This is a genomic window from Myxococcus sp. AS-1-15 (genome assembly GCF_020037055.1).
GTDB classification, from domain to species: Bacteria; Myxococcota; Myxococcia; order Myxococcales; family Myxococcaceae; genus Myxococcus; species Myxococcus fulvus.
On sequence record NZ_JAIQDF010000023.1, the window covers coordinates 1 to 17,772 of the forward strand.

Below are 17,772 nucleotides of genomic sequence, written 5' to 3' on the forward strand. Positions count from 1 at the left end.
TTGACTGCGGTTTCCGCAATCCTTCTCTTCTTCTTGGGCTTGCTATTTGGTTTTCAAAGACCGAGTCGCTTGTTTCTACCGCGACTTCTTGCTACCATTCTTCCTGTCCGCCGCTTGCTGCTTTCGGCGGGCTGCATCTTTTATTCAGGTCCGCGTCAGCTGTCAACTTCGACTTGCGTCCCTTCGGCTCTCTCGAAGTCCTCAGCGCCGCCCAGTGGCTTCCGCTGCTTCTCTTCGTGAGGGGCGCGGCTTCTACCTCTTCGCCGCATCCCGTGTCAACCGCTGCTTCATTGACCGCCCCGTCATCCCCGCCCGCTTGCTTCCGGGCTTCTTCGTCGGGGCGCGGCTTCTACCACCGCCGCATCTTCTGTCAACCCACTGCGCTGACCGCCGTATTTCCGATGTCGTCCTGCCCTCGCGCGAAGTACTCCGCGCCAGTGCGCGGCTTCGTTGCGAGGGGCGCGGCTTGTACCACCACCGCGACTGAAGTCAAACCGTCGACAAGCTGCCCTCCCCCGCCGACCCAGCTCAGTGCCGTCTCCCATGAGACGACGTCCTGCACCACCACCCGCACGCCCACTGAACCACTACCATCCGGTCGACCATGTATGGAGCGCTCCGGAGAATGTCAACTCGCAGTCACGAGCCGCTCCGGACGCTTGCCTGCCCCCTGAGGGCCCACTCTGGGCCGCCACGAGGCGCACGGTCCTATCCATGTTGAATCAGAGAACCACAGCGCCCGAGGCGCTGATTCCACGGCGTTTCCGTCGTGGCTCCCGGCGACGCGAAGGCGACCTGCCCTTCCGCGCCTCGCCGTGAGGTGGGCGGCTTATCCACCAAGCCAGGGACCAGCGCAAGAAGTTTGCTTCTCGTCACTTCGGCGCCACCTGGAGGACACCTCTCCCAGGCTCAGACGCCGAGCTTCAACCGGGAGACGTCCGCCCGCCCCCGGCGGCATCCCTCGGCGACGACCACGGCCTTGAGCTCACTGTAGGCCCGGTCGAAGTCGTCATTCACGACCACATAGTCGTACGCGGCGATTCCCCGCTCCATCTCGGAGCGCGCCGCCAGCATGCGCCGACGGATGGTCTCGTCAGAGTCCGTCTGCCGGTCCCTCAGACGACGCTCGAGCTCTTCCATGGAGGGAGGCAGCACGAAGATGAGGACCGCGTCCGGGTGCTTGCGCTTGATGGCCTGGCCCCCCTGCACGTCGATGTCGAAGATGGCGACGCCCCGGTTGGCCCGAGCGATGTCCACCGTCGACTGGGGGCTCCCGTAGAAGTGGCCGTGGACCTCCGCCCACTCCACGAACTCGCCGCGTTCGATCTTCGCCTGGAAGGTGGCCACGTCCACGAAGTGGTAGTCGACGCCCTCCTGCTCCTTGCCTCGGGGCCGGCGCGTCGTGACGCTGATGGAGAAGTTCGCCTGGGGCGTCTCCCGGAGGAGCCGGTGGGCCAGGGTGGTCTTCCCCGCTCCAGAGGGGGCGGAGAGGACGAGCAACAGACCGGGCGGAAGGATGGTGGTTTCGCTCATTCGACGTTCTGCACCTGTTCGCGGATGCGCTCGACCTCGGCCTTCATCGAGACCACGCGCGCGGAGATGTCCGCGTGCTGGCTCTTGGAGCCCGTCGTGTTCACCTCGCGGTGCATCTCCTGCACGAGAAAGTCCATGCGGCGGCCCGTGGGCTCCTGGCTCGCCATGAGGGCGCGGAACTGCTCGAGGTGGCTCGCCAGGCGCGTCACCTCCTCGGCGATGTCCGTGCGCTCGGCGAAGAGCGCGACCTCCTGGGCCAGCCGCTGCGGGTCCACCGCCACGCCGCGCGCCAGCTCCGCCACGCGCTCGGTGAGCCGCTGCTGGTAGTCCTGCACGGCGCGGGGCGCCAGCTGCGCCACCTCCCGGCTCCACCCCTCGAGCAGCTTCATGCGCGCATCGAGGTCGGCGTGGATGGCCTCCCCCTCGACGAGCCGCATCTTCTCCAAGGCCCCGAGCGCCTGGTCCAGCGCCGCCGTCACCGCGGGCGTCGCGGACTCCAGGTCGACGCCCTTCTCCTCCAGGCGGACCACGCCCTGCTGGTTGGCCACCTGGGACCAGGTGACGTCCTGGGAGAGGCCCAGCTCCTTGGCCAGCTCCCGGAAGGTGCGCAGGTACTCGCGCGCCAGGTTGAGGTCCACCGTGGGCACGGTGCCCGAGGCCGTGGAGGACTGCCGCTTCACCAGCAGCTCCACCGAGCCACGCGCCAGCCGGTCCTTCACCTGCTTCGTGACGAGCGGCTCCAGGGAGGCGAGCTCGCGCGGCAGTCGCGCCTTCACCTCGCAGAACTTGTGATTGAGCGAGCGCAGCTCCACGGAGACCTCTTCGTCTCCCACGCGCGCGCGGCCCGCGCCAAACCCGGTCATGCTCTTCAGCATTGGGCGGTTGCTAGGGGCTTTCCGCCCGCAGGTCAAGCAGCGTGCTTGCACGCCTTTCAGTTCTGTGTAGGGTCCGCGCCGCGATGTCCTGGCACAAGCGGCTCGAGTTATGGGCGAAGCTGGCACTCGCGCTCGTGGCGTCCCTGCTGTTCTGGCGCCCCGGCCGCAAGCTGCGCCCCGGAAAGTCTCTCCCCGTCCCCCGGAAGGTGCTGCTCGTGCGGCCCGACAACCGCGTGGGCGAGGCCCTCCTCACCACCCCCCTGCTGCGCGCCCTCAAGGCCCAGGTCCATCCCGCGCCCGAGGTCCACGTCCTGGTCCACGCCAAGGTGGCCCGGGTCCTCGCCAACCACCCCGACGCGGACCAGGTCATCGCCTTCGACCGTCGCCACATCTGGGCCGGTCCCCTGGCCCCCGGCATCCGCGCCCTGCGTCAGGCGAACTACGACCTGGTGGTCGACTGCGCCAACTGGGAGGCGCCGTCCGTGACGAGCGCGCTGGTGTCGCGACTGGCCGGTCCTCGCGCCGTGGTCGTCGGGCCCAAGGTCTGGCCGGTGACGTACCTGCACTCGCTCTCCGTTCCCGCGCGGCCCGATACCCGCAGCGAGGCCGTCCAGCGCACCCACCTGCTCTCCCCCGTGGCCGGCAACGAGCTGGCCCGGGAGCTGTCCTTCCGGGAGCCGTACATCCGCGACTCCTTCCGCACGTTCCTGGAAGAGGACGCCTCCATGCCGTGCGCGGTCATCAACCCCGGCGGCCGGCTGGGCCCCCGTCGCATCCCTCCGGAGGCCTTCGCCGCCGCCGCACGGGCGTTGCTGGAGGCGGGCCGCACGCCCATCGTGACGTGGGGGCCCGGAGAGGAGGAGCTGGCGAAGGCCGTGCTCGCCGGCGCGCCCGGGGCCCGACTGGCGCCGCCCACCAACCTGGATGAGCTCGCGGCCCTGATGCGCGCCGCCGGCCTCACGGTGTGCAACAACACCGGGCCCATGCACCTGTCCGTCGCCGTGGGTGCGCCGACGTTGGCGTTCTTCCTCCGGATGGACATGGAGCGCTGGGGCCACGCCTATGGCCCACACCGCATGGTCGACCTCACGTCCATCGTCGATGGCGCGGGAGGACAGGGGCTCGAGGCTCGCGCCGCCGAAGAGGCACGGTCCTTCGCCGCGAAGCTCACCGCCTAGGCGCGTCCTCGCGAGTCATCAGCTCGGGAAGCAGCTGCGGCACGCCGTCCTTCACGGGCCACGAGGCATGGCAGGCCACGCAGTGGAGCCGCTCCGTGGCGCCAGTCCCCAGGACGACGAGCACCCCCTTGCATCGGGGGCAGCCCAGCACCGCCAGGAGCGGGGCATCCATGGGCTACTTCGCGTCCTCACGCCCGAGCCGACGCGCCAGCTCCGTGGTGCTGTGGTTCTTCGGGTCGCCCGACACCGCGGTGCGGCCACCGTAGGCACGGACCTCGTCACCCTCGGGGATGCTGTCGGGCGTGTAGTCCGTGCCCTTCACGTGCACATCAGGCTTCAACACCCGGATGATGCCGCGCACGTTCGGCTCGTCGAAGACGATGACCCGGTCCGTGCACGCGAGTGCGGCGACCAGCTCCGCGCGCTCGTTCTCCGGGATGTGCGGCCTGCCAGGCCCCTTGTACGCGCGCGTCGAGGCGTCCGAGTTCACCGCCACCACCAGCACGTCCGCCAGCTCTCGCGCGCCCTCCAGGTAGCGCACATGGCCCACGTGCAACAGGTCGAACACACCGTTGGCGAGCGCCACCGTGCGGCCCTCCTGCTTCCAGCGGGCCCTCGCCTCCGCCACCTGCTCGAGTGACTGAATCTTCTCCAAGGTGCTCATCGCGCGCTCCGCAACTCCGCCAGCAGCTCATCCCGGGACACCGTCGCGGTCCCCGGCTTCTGCACCACCATGGAGCCGGCCACGTTCGCCAGCCTCGCCGCCTCGCCGAACGAAGCTCCAGCCGCGACGGCCAGCGAGAAGGTCGCAATCACCGTGTCGCCCGCGCCCGTCACGTCCACCGCGGCCTTCGCGCCGTGCACCGGGATGAGGTCCACGCCGCCGTCCGCGTCGAAGAGCGCCATGCCGTGGCGGCCCCGCGTCACCAGCAACGCACGACACCCCAGCCGGCGCACCGCTTCCTTCCCGGCCAGGAGCAGGTCCTGCTCCGAGCGCACGGGCCGGCCCGCGAGCGCCTCCAGCTCGGGCTCGTTGGGCTTGCACACCGTCAGGCCCGAGAACGACGCGAGCGCATAGCGGCTGTCCACGCACACCGGCAGCCCATCCGCCGCGAGCTTGCGGAGCACACCTCGCACCTCGTCGTTCAGCACCCCCGCGCCGTAGTCCGAGACGACCACCGCGTCCGCGTCCCGCGCGGCCTGCTCCACGTGACGGGCCAGGGCCTTGCGCACCCGGGGCGGCAACTCCGAGCGCTGTCCCCGGTCCAGGCGCAGCATCTGCTGCCGCGTGGTGCTCAGGCCACCGGCCAGGATGCGCGTCTTCGTCTCCGTCGCGATGTCTCGACCGCCCACCGCGTGCAGTCGGACGCCGGCCTCGGAGAACAGGTGGCGCAGCTCGCCGCCCATCTCGTCCGCGCCGAGCACACCGACGGCCGTCACCTGGCCCGTCAAGGCGCGGACGTTGGCCGCGACATTCGCGCCTCCGCCCAGCTTCACCTCCGCGGACTCGTAGCGGACGATGAGCACGGGCGCCTCGCGGCTCACCCGGTCCGTCTGTCCGTAGATGTAGTGGTCTGCGACGAGGTCCCCGACCAGCAGCACGCGACGACGCGAGAACGCGAGCGGCAGGCGAGAGGGCAAGGGCGAGGAGCGAACGGGCGAGACCGCGGCCATGGCGGCGGTTTGTCCCACAGCCCCCCTCGTCTCACAAGTCGCCTGACGCGCCCGCCAGCCCGAGCGCCCGATACAGGTGGGCCGCTCCCTCCAGCACCTCCACCCCCAACCGCACCTTCCACGCCTCGAACCCGGGCGGCAGCCGCACCGCGTCCTTCTCCGTCGTCACCACCACCACGCCGCGACGCGCCGCCCGCTGGACCACGTCCGCCAGCTCCTCGGCAGTGAAGCGGTGATGGTCCGGGAACAGCGCCGCGTCGACGACCTCCACACCCAGCGTCCTCAGGGTCTTCAGGAAGCCCCCCGGCCGGCCAAGCCCCGCCAGCGCCAACACGCCCTGCCCTCTCAGTCGCTCCGGTGGATGCGACATGCCCTCCGGGTCCACCCATGCCGAGGGCCCATAGCGCGCTCGCACTCGGGGAATCGACTCGGCTTCTCGCGGAAGGCTCACCGCTGGGGGCTCACCCACGGCCGCCGCGGACGTGCGCACCCAGAGCAGCGTGGCGCGTCGAATCGATGAAGCGGGCTCACGCAGCGGACCTCGCGGAAGCATGTGGCCATTGCCCAGCCCCACCGCCTCGTCCACCACCACCAGGTCCTCGTCCCGTGCGAGGCGACGGTGTTGAAAGCCATCGTCGAGCAACACCGTGTCCAGGCCGAACTCGTCCCGTGCTCGCAGCGCACTGGCGACCCGGTCGGGATTCACGAAGAGCCTCACGCTCGGACATCGCGTCGCGAGCAACAGCGGCTCGTCTCCCGCGTCCTCCACCGAGGGGAGCGGCTGTGCTCCCGTGAAGGTCAGCGGCTCTCGTGAGCGCCGACCGTAACCTCTCGTGAGGATGCCGACCTTGCGCCCCGCCCGGACGAGCTGCTCCGCCAGGTACAGCACCGCGGGCGTCTTGCCCGTTCCGCCCACGTTGAGGTTGCCCACGGAGAGGACTCGGAGTCCCTCGACACGCTCGGCTCGCAGCAGCCCCTTGTCGTACAGGGCTCTTCGAAGTTGCACCGCCGCGGCGTAGCTCCACGACAACGCCGTCAGCGGAGACAGCAACACCCTGCGGCCCCAGTCCTCCGGTGACGGTGGGTAGAAGACCCGCTCGATGGCGGTGGGCGACTCGGAGGCGGGAGGACTCAAGACCGACGGGCTCCCATCGCCCGGAGCGCGCTGGGCTCGACGTCCGACATGGACCTCATCGAGGAGCCCCGTTGGCCGCCTCGGCGTACATGGCGAGCACATCGGCGGCGATGCGCGCGTTCGTCGGATGGGCCACCGGCGCGAGCACTCCCGAGAGCGCCGCCTTCACGACGGCTTCGGGCGTGGGCTCGGCCACTCGCGCATCCGCCAGGTCCGGCAATGCGCCTTCGTCCACCGCGACCACTCGGACACCACACGCTCGCGCCTGGGCCGCGGCCCTCGCGCTCCAGTCATTCCCCAAGCCCAGCAGCCAGACCTCATCCAGCGCCTTGAGCCAGCGCGCGAAGGCCTCGCCCTGCTGATAGCCCGCGAAGGTCACCGCGTCCGTCAATCCCAGCGCAGCCACCTGATGGCGCGTCGCCTCCAGCAACGCTCCGTCACCCACGAGGATGAAGCGCGCGTGAGGATGGTGCTGGCGGTATTTCGCGAAGGCCTCCACTCCAACCGCATGGCGCCTCGAAGGCTGGAACGTGGAGACCATTCCCACCAGCGGTCCGCCCATGAGCCCCAGCTCGCGCCGGAGCGACTCGCGGTCCGCTTCGGGCCGGAACCTCGGGTCCACCAGCGCCGGGAGCACCCGGGCTCGCATCCCTCGCTCCAACAGCCTCGCCAACAGCGCGCTCGCCGGAACCGTGTACGCATCCGCCGCGGGCAACGAGGAGCGCAGCGAACGGGGCGCATGCAGCGAGCGCACCAGCACCGCGCCTCGGGGACGTCCCCACCTCGCGAGGAAGTGGTCGTGACTGAAGTGCGAATGCACCACGTCCACCTGCCGCGCGCGCAGACGCCGCGAGTCGCTCCACATGCGCCACGGCGGCGACTTCACGGACAACTCCAGGCCGCCTTCGTCCAACAGGCCGAGTTCCTGGAAGCGAGGCACCGCGGGCTCCTCCGCCGGCACGTCCTTGCGACGACGGTCCACCGCCACCGTCACCTCGTGCCCCGCCTCCCGCTGCGCTCGGGCCAGCAGCGCGACGTTCTCCGCGGGGCCACTGAAGAACGGGCTCGCGAGCAGGTGAAGGATGCGCATCCGCTCAGCGCCTCACCAGCGTGCGGTACAGCGCCTCCAGCGCGTGCGCCTCGTGCTCCACGCCACACCGCCGCCGCGCCTCCTCGGCCGCGTTGCGCCCCACCTCTCGCGCACGCTCCGGCTCCCGCATCAACATGTCGAGCAGTTCCCGCAGCGCCTTCACGTCACCCGGCTCGAAGAAGAAGCCCGTGCGACCATGCTCGATGAGCGTGTCCAGGTACGGCAGCTTCGACGCCACCACGCAGCAACCCGACGCCATCGCCTCCACGTGCACCAGCGAGTACCCCTCCGCGTAGGACGGGTGCACCAGCACCGTGAGCCCCTGGTACCAGGGCTCGATGACCGACTGCTCTCCCGCCAGCGTCACCCGGTCCTCGATGCCGGCCCGCAGGCCGTTCACCCAGTCCAGGTCCGCGCCCTTCGCCAGGCCCACCAGCACGCCCTGCCACTCGGGGTGCTCGGGCAGCAGCGGACGCACCGCCTCCAGGAAGTCGCCCTGCCCCTTCTCCTTCCGGATGCGGCCGATGACGCCGATTCCCAGGCGCCCACCCTGCCCCAGTCGCTCCCAGGCCTTCTGTCGGTCCTCGGGTGGATGGAAGCGCGTCAGGTCGATGCCGTGCGAGATGACCGTCGACGGCAACGCGATGACGTCCGCCACCTGCTTCGTCAACGACACCAGCGCGTCCGCGCCCCGCGCGATGAACCGCGTGAAGCCGCTGGGCGCCATCGACGTGTGCCGCGTGAACACCAGCCGGACCTGCCGCCCCACCAGCTTCAACAGCATCCCCGCGAGCAGCTCGTTGTTCCGGTGCGCGTGCCACACCACCGGCTCCGAGCGCGCCCGGCGCAGCAGCTCCGGCCAGGTGATGCGCGGCAGGCCCTCGCTCAGCCCCGAGCCGATGACCCGCGTCTCCGAGCCCGAGTCCTTCACCAACGCCGGCACCACCGACTCGACGTGGCGCGTGACGCCCGTGTACCGGTTGTGGAAATGCGGGTGGATGATGAGCGTCATCGCGGCTCCGCCCTGCCGTGCGGGAAGAGCGACAGCATCGCCTCGGCGTTGCGCTCGCTCGCGCCGGAGATCCGGCCCACCGTCTCCAGGGCCCGGGCCCCGAGCTCATCGATTCGCCTTGGGTCCTCCAACAGCTCCGCGAGCCTCGCGTGCAGCTCCTCCGCGTCCGCCACCTGGATGCCTCCGTGCTCCGACAACACCGCCACACTGTCCCGGAAGTTGTCCATGTGCGGCCCGAACAACACCGGCTTGCCCTGCCCCGCCGGCTCCAGGATGTTCTGGCCACCGCGCTTCGTGAACGAGCCTCCGACGAAGACCACCGTCCCCAGTCGGTAGGCCCGCGACAACTCGCCGATGGTGTCCAGCACCACCACCTGCCCTCGCTCGGGGTTGCCCTTCGAGCGCAGCCCCACGCTCAGCCCCGCGTCCCGCGCGAGCGTCACCACCCGCGCCGCGCGGTCCACGTACCTGGGCGCAATCACCAGCCGCAGCTCCGGCCACTTCGCGAGCAGGCGCCGGTAGACTCCCAGCAGCGCCTCCTCCTCCCCCTCGTGAGTGCTTCCGGCAATCCACACGGGCGCGCCCACCGGCAGCCCCAGGACCTCGCGCAACGTGATGTCCTCCGGCGCGGGCCCCGAGGCCAGGGAGTCGAACTTCGTGTTCCCCGTCACCATCACCCAGTCGGGACGCGCGCCCAGACTCCTCGCCCGCTCCGCTTCGTCCTCGTGGCGCATCAACATCAGGTCCAGGTCCTTCAGCGGATTGCCGATGAGCCCGAACAACGCCCGGTAGCGCCCCACGTTCGCAGGCGAGAAGCGGCCGTTGGTCATCACCACGCGTGCCCCTCCGCGCTTCGCCGCGCGGATGAGGTTGGGCCAGATCTCCGTGTACTCGAGGACCAGGATGTCCGGCCGGAGCGCCTTCATCGCCCGCCGCGTCGGGCCCCACAGGTCATACGGCACGTAGATGACGCCATCGATGTCCTTGGCCAGCCGCCCCGTCGCCATCGCATGTCCGCTGTCCGTCATCGTCGACAGGATGAGATGGCAACCCGGGAAGCGCGCTCGCAGCGGCGCGAACATCGGGGAGAGCGCGAGCAGATCCCCCGCGCTCGCTCCGTGCAGCCACACCACGGGCCCATCGCCCCTCACGGGCAACGCGCCCGGGGAATAGAACCCCAGTCGCTGCCACAGGCCATGACGCGTCTTCCGGTGCACACACAGCACCGGGAGGAGCAGCGGGAAGAGCAGGTACGTGGCGAGGATGTAGAGGAGTCGCATGGACGGCTCCCCGGCCCTCTATCAGATGCCAGGGGTCCGAGGCAGCACACGCACGGGATTCGGAACAATCCAAGGTCGCCATTCGGACCCGAAGAAGCGTCCGGGCCCCTTCGCCCAGACCTCCACCCGCACCAGCCCCTCCCCCGTCAGCTCCACCGACGTGCCGTCCTCCCCCAGTCGGCCTTCTCCCCACACCTGCACCCGAACCGTGTCCACGTCCGGCAACCCCGGCAGGCGCACCTTCAGGACATCCCCCACCCGGGCCTCGCGCTGCTCCAGGTCCACGCCCTCCAGGGCGAAGCCCTCGGGCTCCCCCAGCGCTCGGAAGGAACAGAGGGCCGAGCCTCCTCGCAGCGCTCTCGTCACGAGCGCCGCGGCCACCTTCGCATCCTTCGGCAGGGGCGAGGGGAGCTGCTCGGGCGGGAGGTACATCGCGAGCGAGCTGAACACGGACTCGTACGACGGCAGGCCATGCGCATCATGCGCGCAGAAGGAGCGCTTGGGCTGCTCCCGCGAGAGGTCCATGAAGCGCTCGCCGGGCTCGGGCTCGGGCGCGACGAGCAGCATCACTCCATGCATCGGGTTCGCGAGATACGCGCCCACGGCCGGCAGCAACCGGCTCACCGGATTGCGCATGGCGTGACGGAAGAACGTGTCCGCCGAGTACAGCTCGAACCCCTTTGCCTCACGGGCGGTCGGCTCGTCCGTCCACGGGTTCTTCTTCTGCACCGGATGCGCGAGGACCGTCATGCCTCCCGCGGCCTCCACTGCCCTCACCGCATCCGCCGCGGGCATCCATCGCGTCATGCCCTCCAGCGGGCGCTCCATGCCGAACGCGACCAGGTGCCCCGCGGACGTCGAGATTTCAACGCCGGGAATCAGCAGCACGCCATCGCCCCAGGTCGGCGAGGGCGGCGTGAAGTCGTTGTGGTCCGTCAACAACACGAAGTCGAGGCCCGCGGCCTTCGCCGCGAGCACCACGTCGAGGGGACTGCCTCGTCCATCCGAGCGCGTGGTGTGCACGTGGAAGGCGCCCCGAATCCACCTCGGTTCGCCCTCCTTCGGGGGCACCACCGGGTATGTCGTGTACGAGGCCGGGAGCGCGAAGAAACCGCAGAGGCCCAGGAGGAGGAGCAACAGGCCTACCAGTGCGCGAAGCCCCTTGCCGAGCACCACACGAAGTCGGCTCATCGCCCCTCTTCTCCACGTCGCGCAGGGACGACGTCGATGGATGTCACGATGAGGACAACGCTCCTGGCGCCGCACCGAGGCAAAGCCTGTGACGACTCCAGCGTCATTGTCCGGACCTCGGCCGTCCCCGAAACAGGCGCTCCACCACGTTCAGTCCCGACTCCTGGCGCGGGGACCCGGCTTCGCCGCACAGGCGTGGCGCGCACGAAGGAGCCTTCCGGCCAGCCCCCATCCGCGGGCCGACCGCACCGCGGCGCGCCAGCCCCGCACTCGCTCCGACGTATTGGCGCGGCTCCTGCGGAGACCACAGCGTCCCGCGACAGGTCCTGTGCCTGGATGCCGCCACACGAAGGCCTGCCCAGGCGCACCAGCGCCCGGTCCGACGGCGAGCGAACCACCCTGGTTCGTCGACGACGAGCCCCGCCCCGAGAGGCGTCTTGCCGCATGGGTGCGCTGCACGCCGGGACTTCGCTCCACCCAACATGAACCCGTGACTCCCGGACAGGCGTCTCACGGCATGCCCTCGGCTCCAGGGGACCGCGCTTCACGCGGCGCCTCGCTCGAGGGTGCCCTCCGTCTGCATCTTCCACAGCGCCGCGTAACGCCCGCCCCTCGCGAGCAGCTCCGCGTGCGAGCCGCTCTCCACCGCCCGCCCCGCCTCCATCACGTGGAGCACGTCCGCGTTCACCACCGTGGACAACCGGTGCGCGATGACCAGCGCCGTGCGCCCCGGCAACACCGCCGCCAGCGCAGCCTGCACCTCGCGCTCGCTCTCGGGGTCCAGGCTGCTCGTCGCCTCGTCCAGGACCAGCACGCGCGCTCGCGCCAGCACCGCCCTCGCGATGCAGAGCCGCTGCCGCTGACCACCGCTCAACGTCACGCCGCGCTCGCCGATGCGCGTGTCGTAGCCCTGGGGGAGCGCCCGGATGAACCCGTCCGCGTTCGCCACCTTCGCCGCCGCCTCCACTTCCTCACGCGTGGCGTCCGGTCGCGCATAGCGAAGGTTGTCCAGCACCGTCCCCTGGAACAACAACGGCTCCTGCGTCACCAACGCCAACTGCTCGCGCAGGCTCGCCGCCGTGTACCGGTCCATGTCCACGCCGTCCAACAACAGCCTCCCGGACTGGGGCCGCTCGAAGCGCAGGAGCAGCGACGTCACCGTGCTCTTGCCCCCACCACTGCCTCCCACCAGCGCCGTCACCTGCCCCGCCTTCAGCTCCAGCGTCACGCCCTCGAGCGCGCGCCGCTCGCCATACGCGAAGCTCACGTCCTCGAAGCGCACCGACTGGGACAAGGGCGGCGCAGGCACCGCGTCCGGCGCATCCAGCACCGGGTGCTTCAAGTCCAGCAACGCGAAGAGCCGCTCACCCGCCGCGCCCGCCTGCATCGCGAACTGCGTCACCCGGCCCAGGTCCTTCACCGGCTGGTACACCAGGATGACCGCCGTCAGCAGCGACAACAGCGCCTCCGGCTCCATCAACTTCGCGCTCGCCGCGAAGGCCAACGCCCCCGCCAGCGCCGCCGCCGCCAGCACCTCCATGATGCCGGGCACCCCGCCACGCGCCCACGCCGCCCCCACCACCGCCTCCTCGTGCGCCTTCGCGTGCGAGGCGAACCGCGCCAGCTCCGCCTCCTGCCCGTTGAACGCCTGAATCGTCCGCAGTCCGCCGAGCCCCTCGTGGAGCTGCCCCGCCAGATGCCCCAGCTGCGTCTGGCCCTCGCGCGTGCCCTTGAGCACCTTGCGCGTCAGCCTCGACGCCGGCAGCGCCGCGAGCGGAATCACCACCAGCATCAGCCCACCCAGCAGCGGGCTCATCGACAACGCCACTCCCGCCAGGATGATGACCTGCAGGCTGTCCCGCAGGTACGAGCCCACCGTGTACATCGCCGCCGCCTCCACCGCCGCGACGTCCGACGAGAAGCGACTGAGCAAGTCTCCCTGCCGCTCACGCGCGAGCTGCGCCGGCGACAACGACGTGAGCTTCACGAAGAGCTCCCGCCGCAGGTCCTTCACCACCCGCTGCGCGAAGAGGCCCATGAAGTAGAACTGGCCCAGGTACCCCACGCCCTTCACCGCGCCCACCACCACCATCATCAGCGGGAAGCCCCACAGCGCCGCGTCACGCGGCAGGTCCGAGAGCCACGGCACCCGGTTCGCCCCGCCGAAGCCCTCCTCGCCGCCCGACAACAGGAAGCGCAGCGCCGGGCCCGTCAGGTACGCGTACGCGCCCGTCGCGATGCCCACGAACGCCATGCACACGAACGCCACCACGAGCACCGCCGCATGCGGGCGCGCGTAGCGCAACAATCGCCAGAGTGTCCGCCCCATCTGCCTACCGTCCCACCTTGCGCAACGCCGCCTTGGCCAGCTGCGAGTACGGGTTGTACTCCAGCACCTTCAGCAGCTTCTTCCGCGCCAGCGGCGCGTCCCCCAGGTCCGTGTCGATGATGGCCGCGATGATGTGCAGCCGCTCCACGTACGGCCCCAGGGACAACGCCTTCTTCAACACCTTCTGCGCCTTCTGCGCACGCTGAACCAACGGACCGCCCGCCCCCTGGTACGTCGCCCAGGCGAGGAAGGAGTAGTACTCCGGCTCGCGAGGGTTGAGCGTCACCGCCTCCTCGAACGCGTGCATCGCCGACAGGAAGTCCCGCCGCTTCAGCGCGGACTCGCCCCGGCGCAGCGCAATCTCGGCGTCCACCACCACCGCCGTGTTGCGCCCCACGTCCAGCTTGCTGAAGAGGTACTGGAGGTACGCCTTGCGCTTCTCCTCCACGCTCAACACCCGGTAGGACGCCGACAGCTTCTCCTGCACCGAGTCCAGCAGGTCCTTCAGGTCCGAGATGTCGTACTCGGCATACGTGTCCGGGTGAAAACGCATCGCCGTCTCGTGGTACGCGCGCTCCACCGCCTCCGCGTCCGCCGCGATGTCCAACCCCAGGCTGCCGAAGTAGCTGCGGGTGATGATGCGCACCGCCTCCTCGCGCAGCGACGCCGCCGTCTCCCCAGGCAACGACTTGCGCTTGCGCGGGCCAATCCGGTCCGGCACCACCGCCGCCGACAGCACGTCCGCCCCCGTCGCCACCGGCGTCGGGGAGAACGTCACGCCCCCCGTCAGCTTCAGGAACCACAGGAGCGAGTACGCCGCGCTCAGCTCCCCGCGGCCATGCGCGAGCAGCTCCTTGAGCACGATGCGGCCATTGACCTGCATGGCGATCTTGATGTCGTCCGTGTCCAGCGCCATCGCCTGCAAATCACGGCCGAACTCGGGCGAGCGCACCGGGTACTCCCCCAGGTTCGCCTTCAGCGACGCGGCCATCACCTTCAGCGGGAAGGTGCGCCGCGCGCCCTCCAGAATCTGCGCCAGCGGCGGCAGGTCCACCGACGCCACCTCCGCGGTGAACTCGTCGCCGGAGTAGAAGGCGTACCGGCCCTCGCGCATGCCCAGCACCCGCGCCAGCTTGTCGCGCGTGTAGTCCCGCAACAACTGCGACAGCTCCTCGCCCACCAGCTCCACGCCCGCGTCCGCCAGCGCCGAGCCGATGCGCAGCCCCGAGCCCAGCGCCTCCACCACCTGCTCCGCCTGCGCGGGCGTGGCGAGCTTGCGCTCCACGAGGTAGCGCGGCAGCGAGTCCTCCTTCACCGTCGAGTCGAAGCTCACCGGCCCGCCGCGCAGGAAGTACACCCGCCGACTCAGCCCCCGGTGCGCCACCACCAGCACACCATCCCGCCGCAGCCGGTGGATGGAGTGCAGCAGGCCGGGCAGCGGATAGCCCTTCAGCTCGCCACTGTTCACCGCCGGACGCGACAGCGTGGACGCCAGGCCCGACAGCGGCACCGCCTGCGCCGCGCGCACGAGCGACTCCAGCCGGGGCACCAGCTCGCCGGGCTTGAGCGGGTCCGCGACGTACGCATTCACCTTCAGGTCCAACACCGAGCCCACGCCCCGCGCCCGCCCCAGGTGTCCCTTGTCGATGGCGACGATGGGCACGCGCCCACCCTGGCTGTGCCCCCGGATGAGCTGCACCACGTGCGAGCCCTCCACGCGCGGCAGGTCCACCGACAACACCATCACATCCGGGTTGTCCGCCGCGAAGTGCTCCAGCGCCGCGATGGGGTCATTCACCGCGCGCACGGAGTACCCGGCCTGCGAGAGCAGGCCCGTCAGGTGCTCGAGCGTGGGGGGATGGCTCTCGGCGAGCAGAAGCGTCTTCAAGGGTTGGCGCAGTCTACACCTTCACCCCGGCTTGCATCAGGGTACGATGCGCCCCCCTCACATGACGCCCCCGCCCCGAATCCTCGTCGTGGCAGGCGAGGCCTCCGGCGACGCCCATGCCGCAGAGCTCGTCGCCGCCCTCCAGGCCCGCCGTCCGGACCTCACCTTCTTCGGCATGGGCGGCTCGCGCCTGGCCGCTCGGGGAGTCGAGCTGCTCTTCGACGCCCGCGAGGTGTCCGTCATGGGCATCACCGAGGTGCTCCCCCGCATCCCTCGCATCCTCCAAATCATGAAGGGCCTGGCGAACGCGGCCGCCGAGCGGCGCCCCGACGTCGCCATCCTCGTCGACATCCCGGACTTCAACCTGCGCCTGGCCGAGAAGCTCAAGGCCCAGGGCATCCCCGTGGCCTATTACATCTCGCCCATGATCTGGGCGTGGCGCCGCGGCCGGGTGCGCACCATCAAACGCCTGGTGGACCGGATGCTGTGCATCCTCCCGTTCGAGGAGGACTTCTACCGGGACGCCGGCGTCGCGGCCCGCTACGTGGGCAGCCCCGTCGTCGAGCAGGTCCCCGCCCCCGACAGCCCCACCGCGTTCCGGGAGCGCCTGGGCCTGGCCAAGGAGGCCCCCACGCTCGCGCTCCTGCCGGGCAGCCGGATGAGCGAAATCCGCCGGCTGCTGCCGTCCATGGTGGACGCGGCCCGCCGCCTGTCCGCCGAGCGGCCCGGGCTCCAGGTCGTGGTCCCCGTGGCCCCCACCATCCCCCGCGAGGAGGTGCTCTCCCGCTTCGAGGGCAGCGGCCTGACGCCGGTGCTGGTGGACGGGCATGCCCCGGAGGTGGTCGGCGCCAGCGACGCGGCGGTGGTCGCTTCCGGAACCGCCGTGCTGGAGGCGGGGCTGATGCAGCGCCCCCTCGTCGTCATCTACCGGGTGTCCCTCATCTCGTACTGGGTGGGCCGGCTGATGCTGAAGGTGGCCTTCGTGTCCCTGGTCAACCTGCTGGCCGGGCGGCGCGTGGTGCCGGAGCTGCTCCAGGGGGAGATGACCCCCGAGCGAATCGCCGACGAGGTCCGCAAGGTGTGGCTGCCGGGGGCCGCCCGGGACGAGATGCTCCAGGGGCTGGGAGAGGTCCGGGGGCGGCTGGGCGAGGCAGGGGCCGCCACCCGGGCGGCGGAGACCGTCATGGAGCTACTGCCCCCGCGCGCCATTTAGGGTATGTCGGCCCGGCCATGAACCCAGCGCTGGTCTGCATCCCCACCTACAACGAGCGGGAAAACATCGAGGCCATCACCCTGGCGGTGCTCAAGGCCGACCCGCGCGTCGACATCCTCATCGTCGACGACAACTCGCCGGACGGAACGGGGCACATCGCCGACCAGCTCGCCGCCAAGGAGCCCCGCGTGCGGGTGCTCCACCGCGAGAAGAAGGAGGGCCTGGGTCGCGCCTACCTCGCCGCCTTCCGCTGGGCCCTGGCGGAGGGCTACACGTACATCCTGGAGATGGACGCGGACTTCAGCCATGACCCGCGCTACCTGCCCGGGTTGATGGACGCGGCCGAGGCGGGCGCCGACCTGGTGCTCGGCAGCCGCTACGTCACGGGCGGCGGCACGGTGAACTGGGGCGTGGGCCGCCAGGTCATCAGCCGCGGCGGCAGCCTCTATGCCCGCACCATCCTGGGCGTGGGCGTGCAGGATTTGACTGGCGGCTTCAAGTGCTTCCACCGCCGGGTGCTGGAGACCCTCGACCTGGATGCCGTACACAGCACCGGGTACGCGTTCCAAATCGAGCTCACCTACCGCACGCTGAAGAACGGCTTCACCGTGCGTGAGGTCCCCATCATCTTCGAGGACCGCCGCGTGGGGCACTCGAAGATGAGCAAGAAGATTTTCGCCGAGGCGCTCACCATGGTGTGGAAGCTGCGCCTCACGGTGTAGTCGCAAAGGTCGTGCGGTGATGAAGGACTACCTGACGCAATTCCTCGTCGCCCTGCCGGCGGTCTTCTTCGTGGTGGACCCCATCGGCGTGGTGCCGCTGTTCCTGGCCATGACGGCCGGGGACACGAAGGAGAAGATACGCCGCACGGCGATGCGCGCGTGTCTGGTGGCGTGCGGGCTGATGACCTTCTTCGCCCTGTTCGGCACCATCATCTTCAAGGTGTTCGGCGTGTCGCTGGGGGCCTTCCGCGTGGCGGGCGGAATCCTCCTGCTCATCACCGCGCTGGACATGCTGCGCGCGCGTCCGTCCGAGACACGCACCACCCCCACCGAGGAACAGGAAGGCGTGGTGAAGGAGGACGTGGCCATCGTCCCCCTCGCAATCCCGCTGTTGTCGGGGCCCGGAGCCATCGCCACCGCCATGGTGCTGATGGCTCGCGGCAACTCCAACTCGATGGCCTCCACCCTTCCGGTGCTGGCGGCCATCCTCCTGACGTTCGTCTTCAGCTACTTCATCCTGCGCGCCTCCGGGCTCGTGCAGCGGGTGCTGCGCCAGTCCGGCGTCGCCATCGTCGAGCGTGTCATGGGGCTCATCCTGGCCGCCATCGCCGTGCAGTTCATCGCGGACGGCGCCAAGGAATTGCTGAAGTAA

16 protein-coding genes are annotated in these 17,772 nt (G+C 70.1%); 4 read left to right on the top strand and 12 right to left on the bottom strand.

Features of this window, described 5'->3' with window-relative positions; genetic code table 11:
* Positions 1-909: 909 nt before the first annotated feature.
* Together gmk and K8625_RS39740 are read right to left on the bottom strand one after the other, a co-directional pair.
* Positions 910-1,533: a guanylate kinase gene (gene gmk, locus K8625_RS39735; protein ID WP_141331814.1), complete on the bottom strand. Its 624-nt coding sequence runs from the start codon at positions 1,531-1,533 to the stop codon at positions 910-912.
* The gene (locus K8625_RS39740) at positions 1,530-2,408 is read right to left on the bottom strand and encodes a YicC/YloC family endoribonuclease (RefSeq protein ID WP_141331812.1); all 879 of its coding nucleotides are present in this window, start codon (positions 2,406-2,408) and stop codon (positions 1,530-1,532) included. The genes gmk and K8625_RS39740 overlap by 4 nt, the downstream gene beginning before the upstream one ends.
* 83 nt (positions 2,409-2,491) lie before the next feature.
* Here K8625_RS39740 and K8625_RS39745 point away from each other — a divergent pair, with 83 nt between their 5' ends.
* A complete protein-coding gene (locus K8625_RS39745) occupies positions 2,492-3,586 on the top strand; it encodes a glycosyltransferase family 9 protein (protein WP_223785647.1) in 1,095 nt (364 codons plus the stop codon).
* On the opposite strand, the gene K8625_RS39750 is transcribed toward K8625_RS39745, so the two are convergent.
* The 10 genes from K8625_RS39750 to K8625_RS39795 form a co-directional block, all read right to left on the bottom strand.
* Positions 3,576-3,758 (bottom strand): Trm112 family protein, encoded by a 183-nt coding sequence (locus K8625_RS39750; protein WP_223785648.1) that lies wholly within the window; start codon positions 3,756-3,758, stop codon positions 3,576-3,578. The two genes, K8625_RS39745 and K8625_RS39750, sit on opposite strands and share 11 nt — an antisense overlap.
* Before the next feature lie 3 nt (positions 3,759-3,761).
* Positions 3,762-4,250, bottom strand: a complete 489-nt coding sequence (locus K8625_RS39755) for an adenylyltransferase/cytidyltransferase family protein (RefSeq protein WP_046714800.1) — start codon at positions 4,248-4,250, stop codon at positions 3,762-3,764.
* Positions 4,247-5,260: a bifunctional heptose 7-phosphate kinase/heptose 1-phosphate adenyltransferase gene (locus tag K8625_RS39760; RefSeq protein ID WP_223745845.1), complete on the bottom strand. Its 1,014-nt coding sequence runs from the start codon at positions 5,258-5,260 to the stop codon at positions 4,247-4,249. The genes K8625_RS39755 and K8625_RS39760 overlap by 4 nt, the downstream gene beginning before the upstream one ends.
* A gap of 31 nt (positions 5,261-5,291) precedes the next feature.
* The gene (lpxK, locus tag K8625_RS39765) at positions 5,292-6,395 is read right to left on the bottom strand and encodes a tetraacyldisaccharide 4'-kinase (RefSeq protein ID WP_223785649.1); all 1,104 of its coding nucleotides are present in this window, start codon (positions 6,393-6,395) and stop codon (positions 5,292-5,294) included.
* A 55-nt stretch (positions 6,396-6,450) separates the two neighbouring features.
* On the bottom strand, positions 6,451-7,485 hold the full coding sequence (locus K8625_RS39770) for a glycosyltransferase (protein ID WP_223785650.1): 1,035 nt from the start codon (positions 7,483-7,485) through the stop codon (positions 6,451-6,453).
* Between the two features lie 4 nt (positions 7,486-7,489).
* Positions 7,490-8,497: a glycosyltransferase family 4 protein gene (locus K8625_RS39775; protein WP_223785651.1), complete on the bottom strand. Its 1,008-nt coding sequence runs from the start codon at positions 8,495-8,497 to the stop codon at positions 7,490-7,492.
* Positions 8,494-9,777, bottom strand: a complete 1,284-nt coding sequence (locus K8625_RS39780; RefSeq protein ID WP_223785652.1) for a 3-deoxy-D-manno-octulosonic acid transferase — start codon at positions 9,775-9,777, stop codon at positions 8,494-8,496. Before K8625_RS39780 ends, K8625_RS39775 begins: the two co-directional genes overlap by 4 nt.
* A gap of 21 nt (positions 9,778-9,798) precedes the next feature.
* Entirely contained in the window at positions 9,799-10,968 is a 1,170-nt protein-coding gene (locus K8625_RS39785) for a PHP domain-containing protein (RefSeq protein WP_223785653.1), read from the bottom strand.
* A 544-nt stretch (positions 10,969-11,512) separates the two neighbouring features.
* Positions 11,513-13,297: an ABC transporter ATP-binding protein gene (locus tag K8625_RS39790; RefSeq protein WP_223785654.1), complete on the bottom strand. Its 1,785-nt coding sequence runs from the start codon at positions 13,295-13,297 to the stop codon at positions 11,513-11,515.
* Positions 13,298-13,301: 4 nt separating this feature from the next.
* Complete coding sequence (locus K8625_RS39795; protein WP_223785655.1) at positions 13,302-15,185, bottom strand: DUF4388 domain-containing protein; 1,884 nt, start codon at positions 15,183-15,185, stop codon at positions 13,302-13,304.
* Between the two features lie 61 nt (positions 15,186-15,246).
* Between K8625_RS39795 and lpxB the strand changes: the two genes are divergently transcribed.
* From lpxB to K8625_RS39810, 3 genes are read left to right on the top strand one after another with little or no spacing between them, the layout of a single operon-like run.
* The gene (gene lpxB, locus K8625_RS39800; RefSeq protein WP_223785656.1) at positions 15,247-16,398 is read left to right on the top strand and encodes a lipid-A-disaccharide synthase; all 1,152 of its coding nucleotides are present in this window, start codon (positions 15,247-15,249) and stop codon (positions 16,396-16,398) included.
* A 17-nt stretch (positions 16,399-16,415) separates the two neighbouring features.
* Complete coding sequence (locus K8625_RS39805; protein WP_046714810.1) at positions 16,416-17,120, top strand: polyprenol monophosphomannose synthase; 705 nt, start codon at positions 16,416-16,418, stop codon at positions 17,118-17,120.
* A gap of 19 nt (positions 17,121-17,139) precedes the next feature.
* The gene (locus K8625_RS39810) at positions 17,140-17,772 is read left to right on the top strand and encodes a MarC family protein (RefSeq protein ID WP_141331721.1); all 633 of its coding nucleotides are present in this window, start codon (positions 17,140-17,142) and stop codon (positions 17,770-17,772) included.

Coding starts and splice junctions, on each gene's coding strand:
- gmk (WP_141331814.1), bottom strand. CDS start 1,533: ATGAGCGAAACCACCATCCTTCCGCCCGGTCTGTTGCTCGTCCTCTCC.
- K8625_RS39740 (WP_141331812.1), bottom strand. CDS start 2,408: ATGCTGAAGAGCATGACCGGGTTTGGCGCGGGCCGCGCGCGCGTGGGA.
- K8625_RS39745 (WP_223785647.1), top strand. CDS start 2,492: ATGTCCTGGCACAAGCGGCTCGAGTTATGGGCGAAGCTGGCACTCGCG.
- K8625_RS39750 (WP_223785648.1), bottom strand. CDS start 3,758: ATGGATGCCCCGCTCCTGGCGGTGCTGGGCTGCCCCCGATGCAAGGGG.
- K8625_RS39755 (WP_046714800.1), bottom strand. CDS start 4,250: ATGAGCACCTTGGAGAAGATTCAGTCACTCGAGCAGGTGGCGGAGGCG.
- K8625_RS39760 (WP_223745845.1), bottom strand. CDS start 5,260: ATGGCCGCGGTCTCGCCCGTTCGCTCCTCGCCCTTGCCCTCTCGCCTG.
- K8625_RS39770 (WP_223785650.1), bottom strand. CDS start 7,485: ATGCGCATCCTTCACCTGCTCGCGAGCCCGTTCTTCAGTGGCCCCGCG.
- K8625_RS39775 (WP_223785651.1), bottom strand. CDS start 8,497: ATGACGCTCATCATCCACCCGCATTTCCACAACCGGTACACGGGCGTC.
- K8625_RS39780 (WP_223785652.1), bottom strand. CDS start 9,777: ATGCGACTCCTCTACATCCTCGCCACGTACCTGCTCTTCCCGCTGCTC.
- K8625_RS39785 (WP_223785653.1), bottom strand. CDS start 10,968: ATGAGCCGACTTCGTGTGGTGCTCGGCAAGGGGCTTCGCGCACTGGTA.
- K8625_RS39790 (WP_223785654.1), bottom strand. CDS start 13,297: ATGGGGCGGACACTCTGGCGATTGTTGCGCTACGCGCGCCCGCATGCG.
- lpxB (WP_223785656.1), top strand. CDS start 15,247: ATGACGCCCCCGCCCCGAATCCTCGTCGTGGCAGGCGAGGCCTCCGGC.
- K8625_RS39805 (WP_046714810.1), top strand. CDS start 16,416: ATGAACCCAGCGCTGGTCTGCATCCCCACCTACAACGAGCGGGAAAAC.
- K8625_RS39810 (WP_141331721.1), top strand. CDS start 17,140: ATGAAGGACTACCTGACGCAATTCCTCGTCGCCCTGCCGGCGGTCTTC.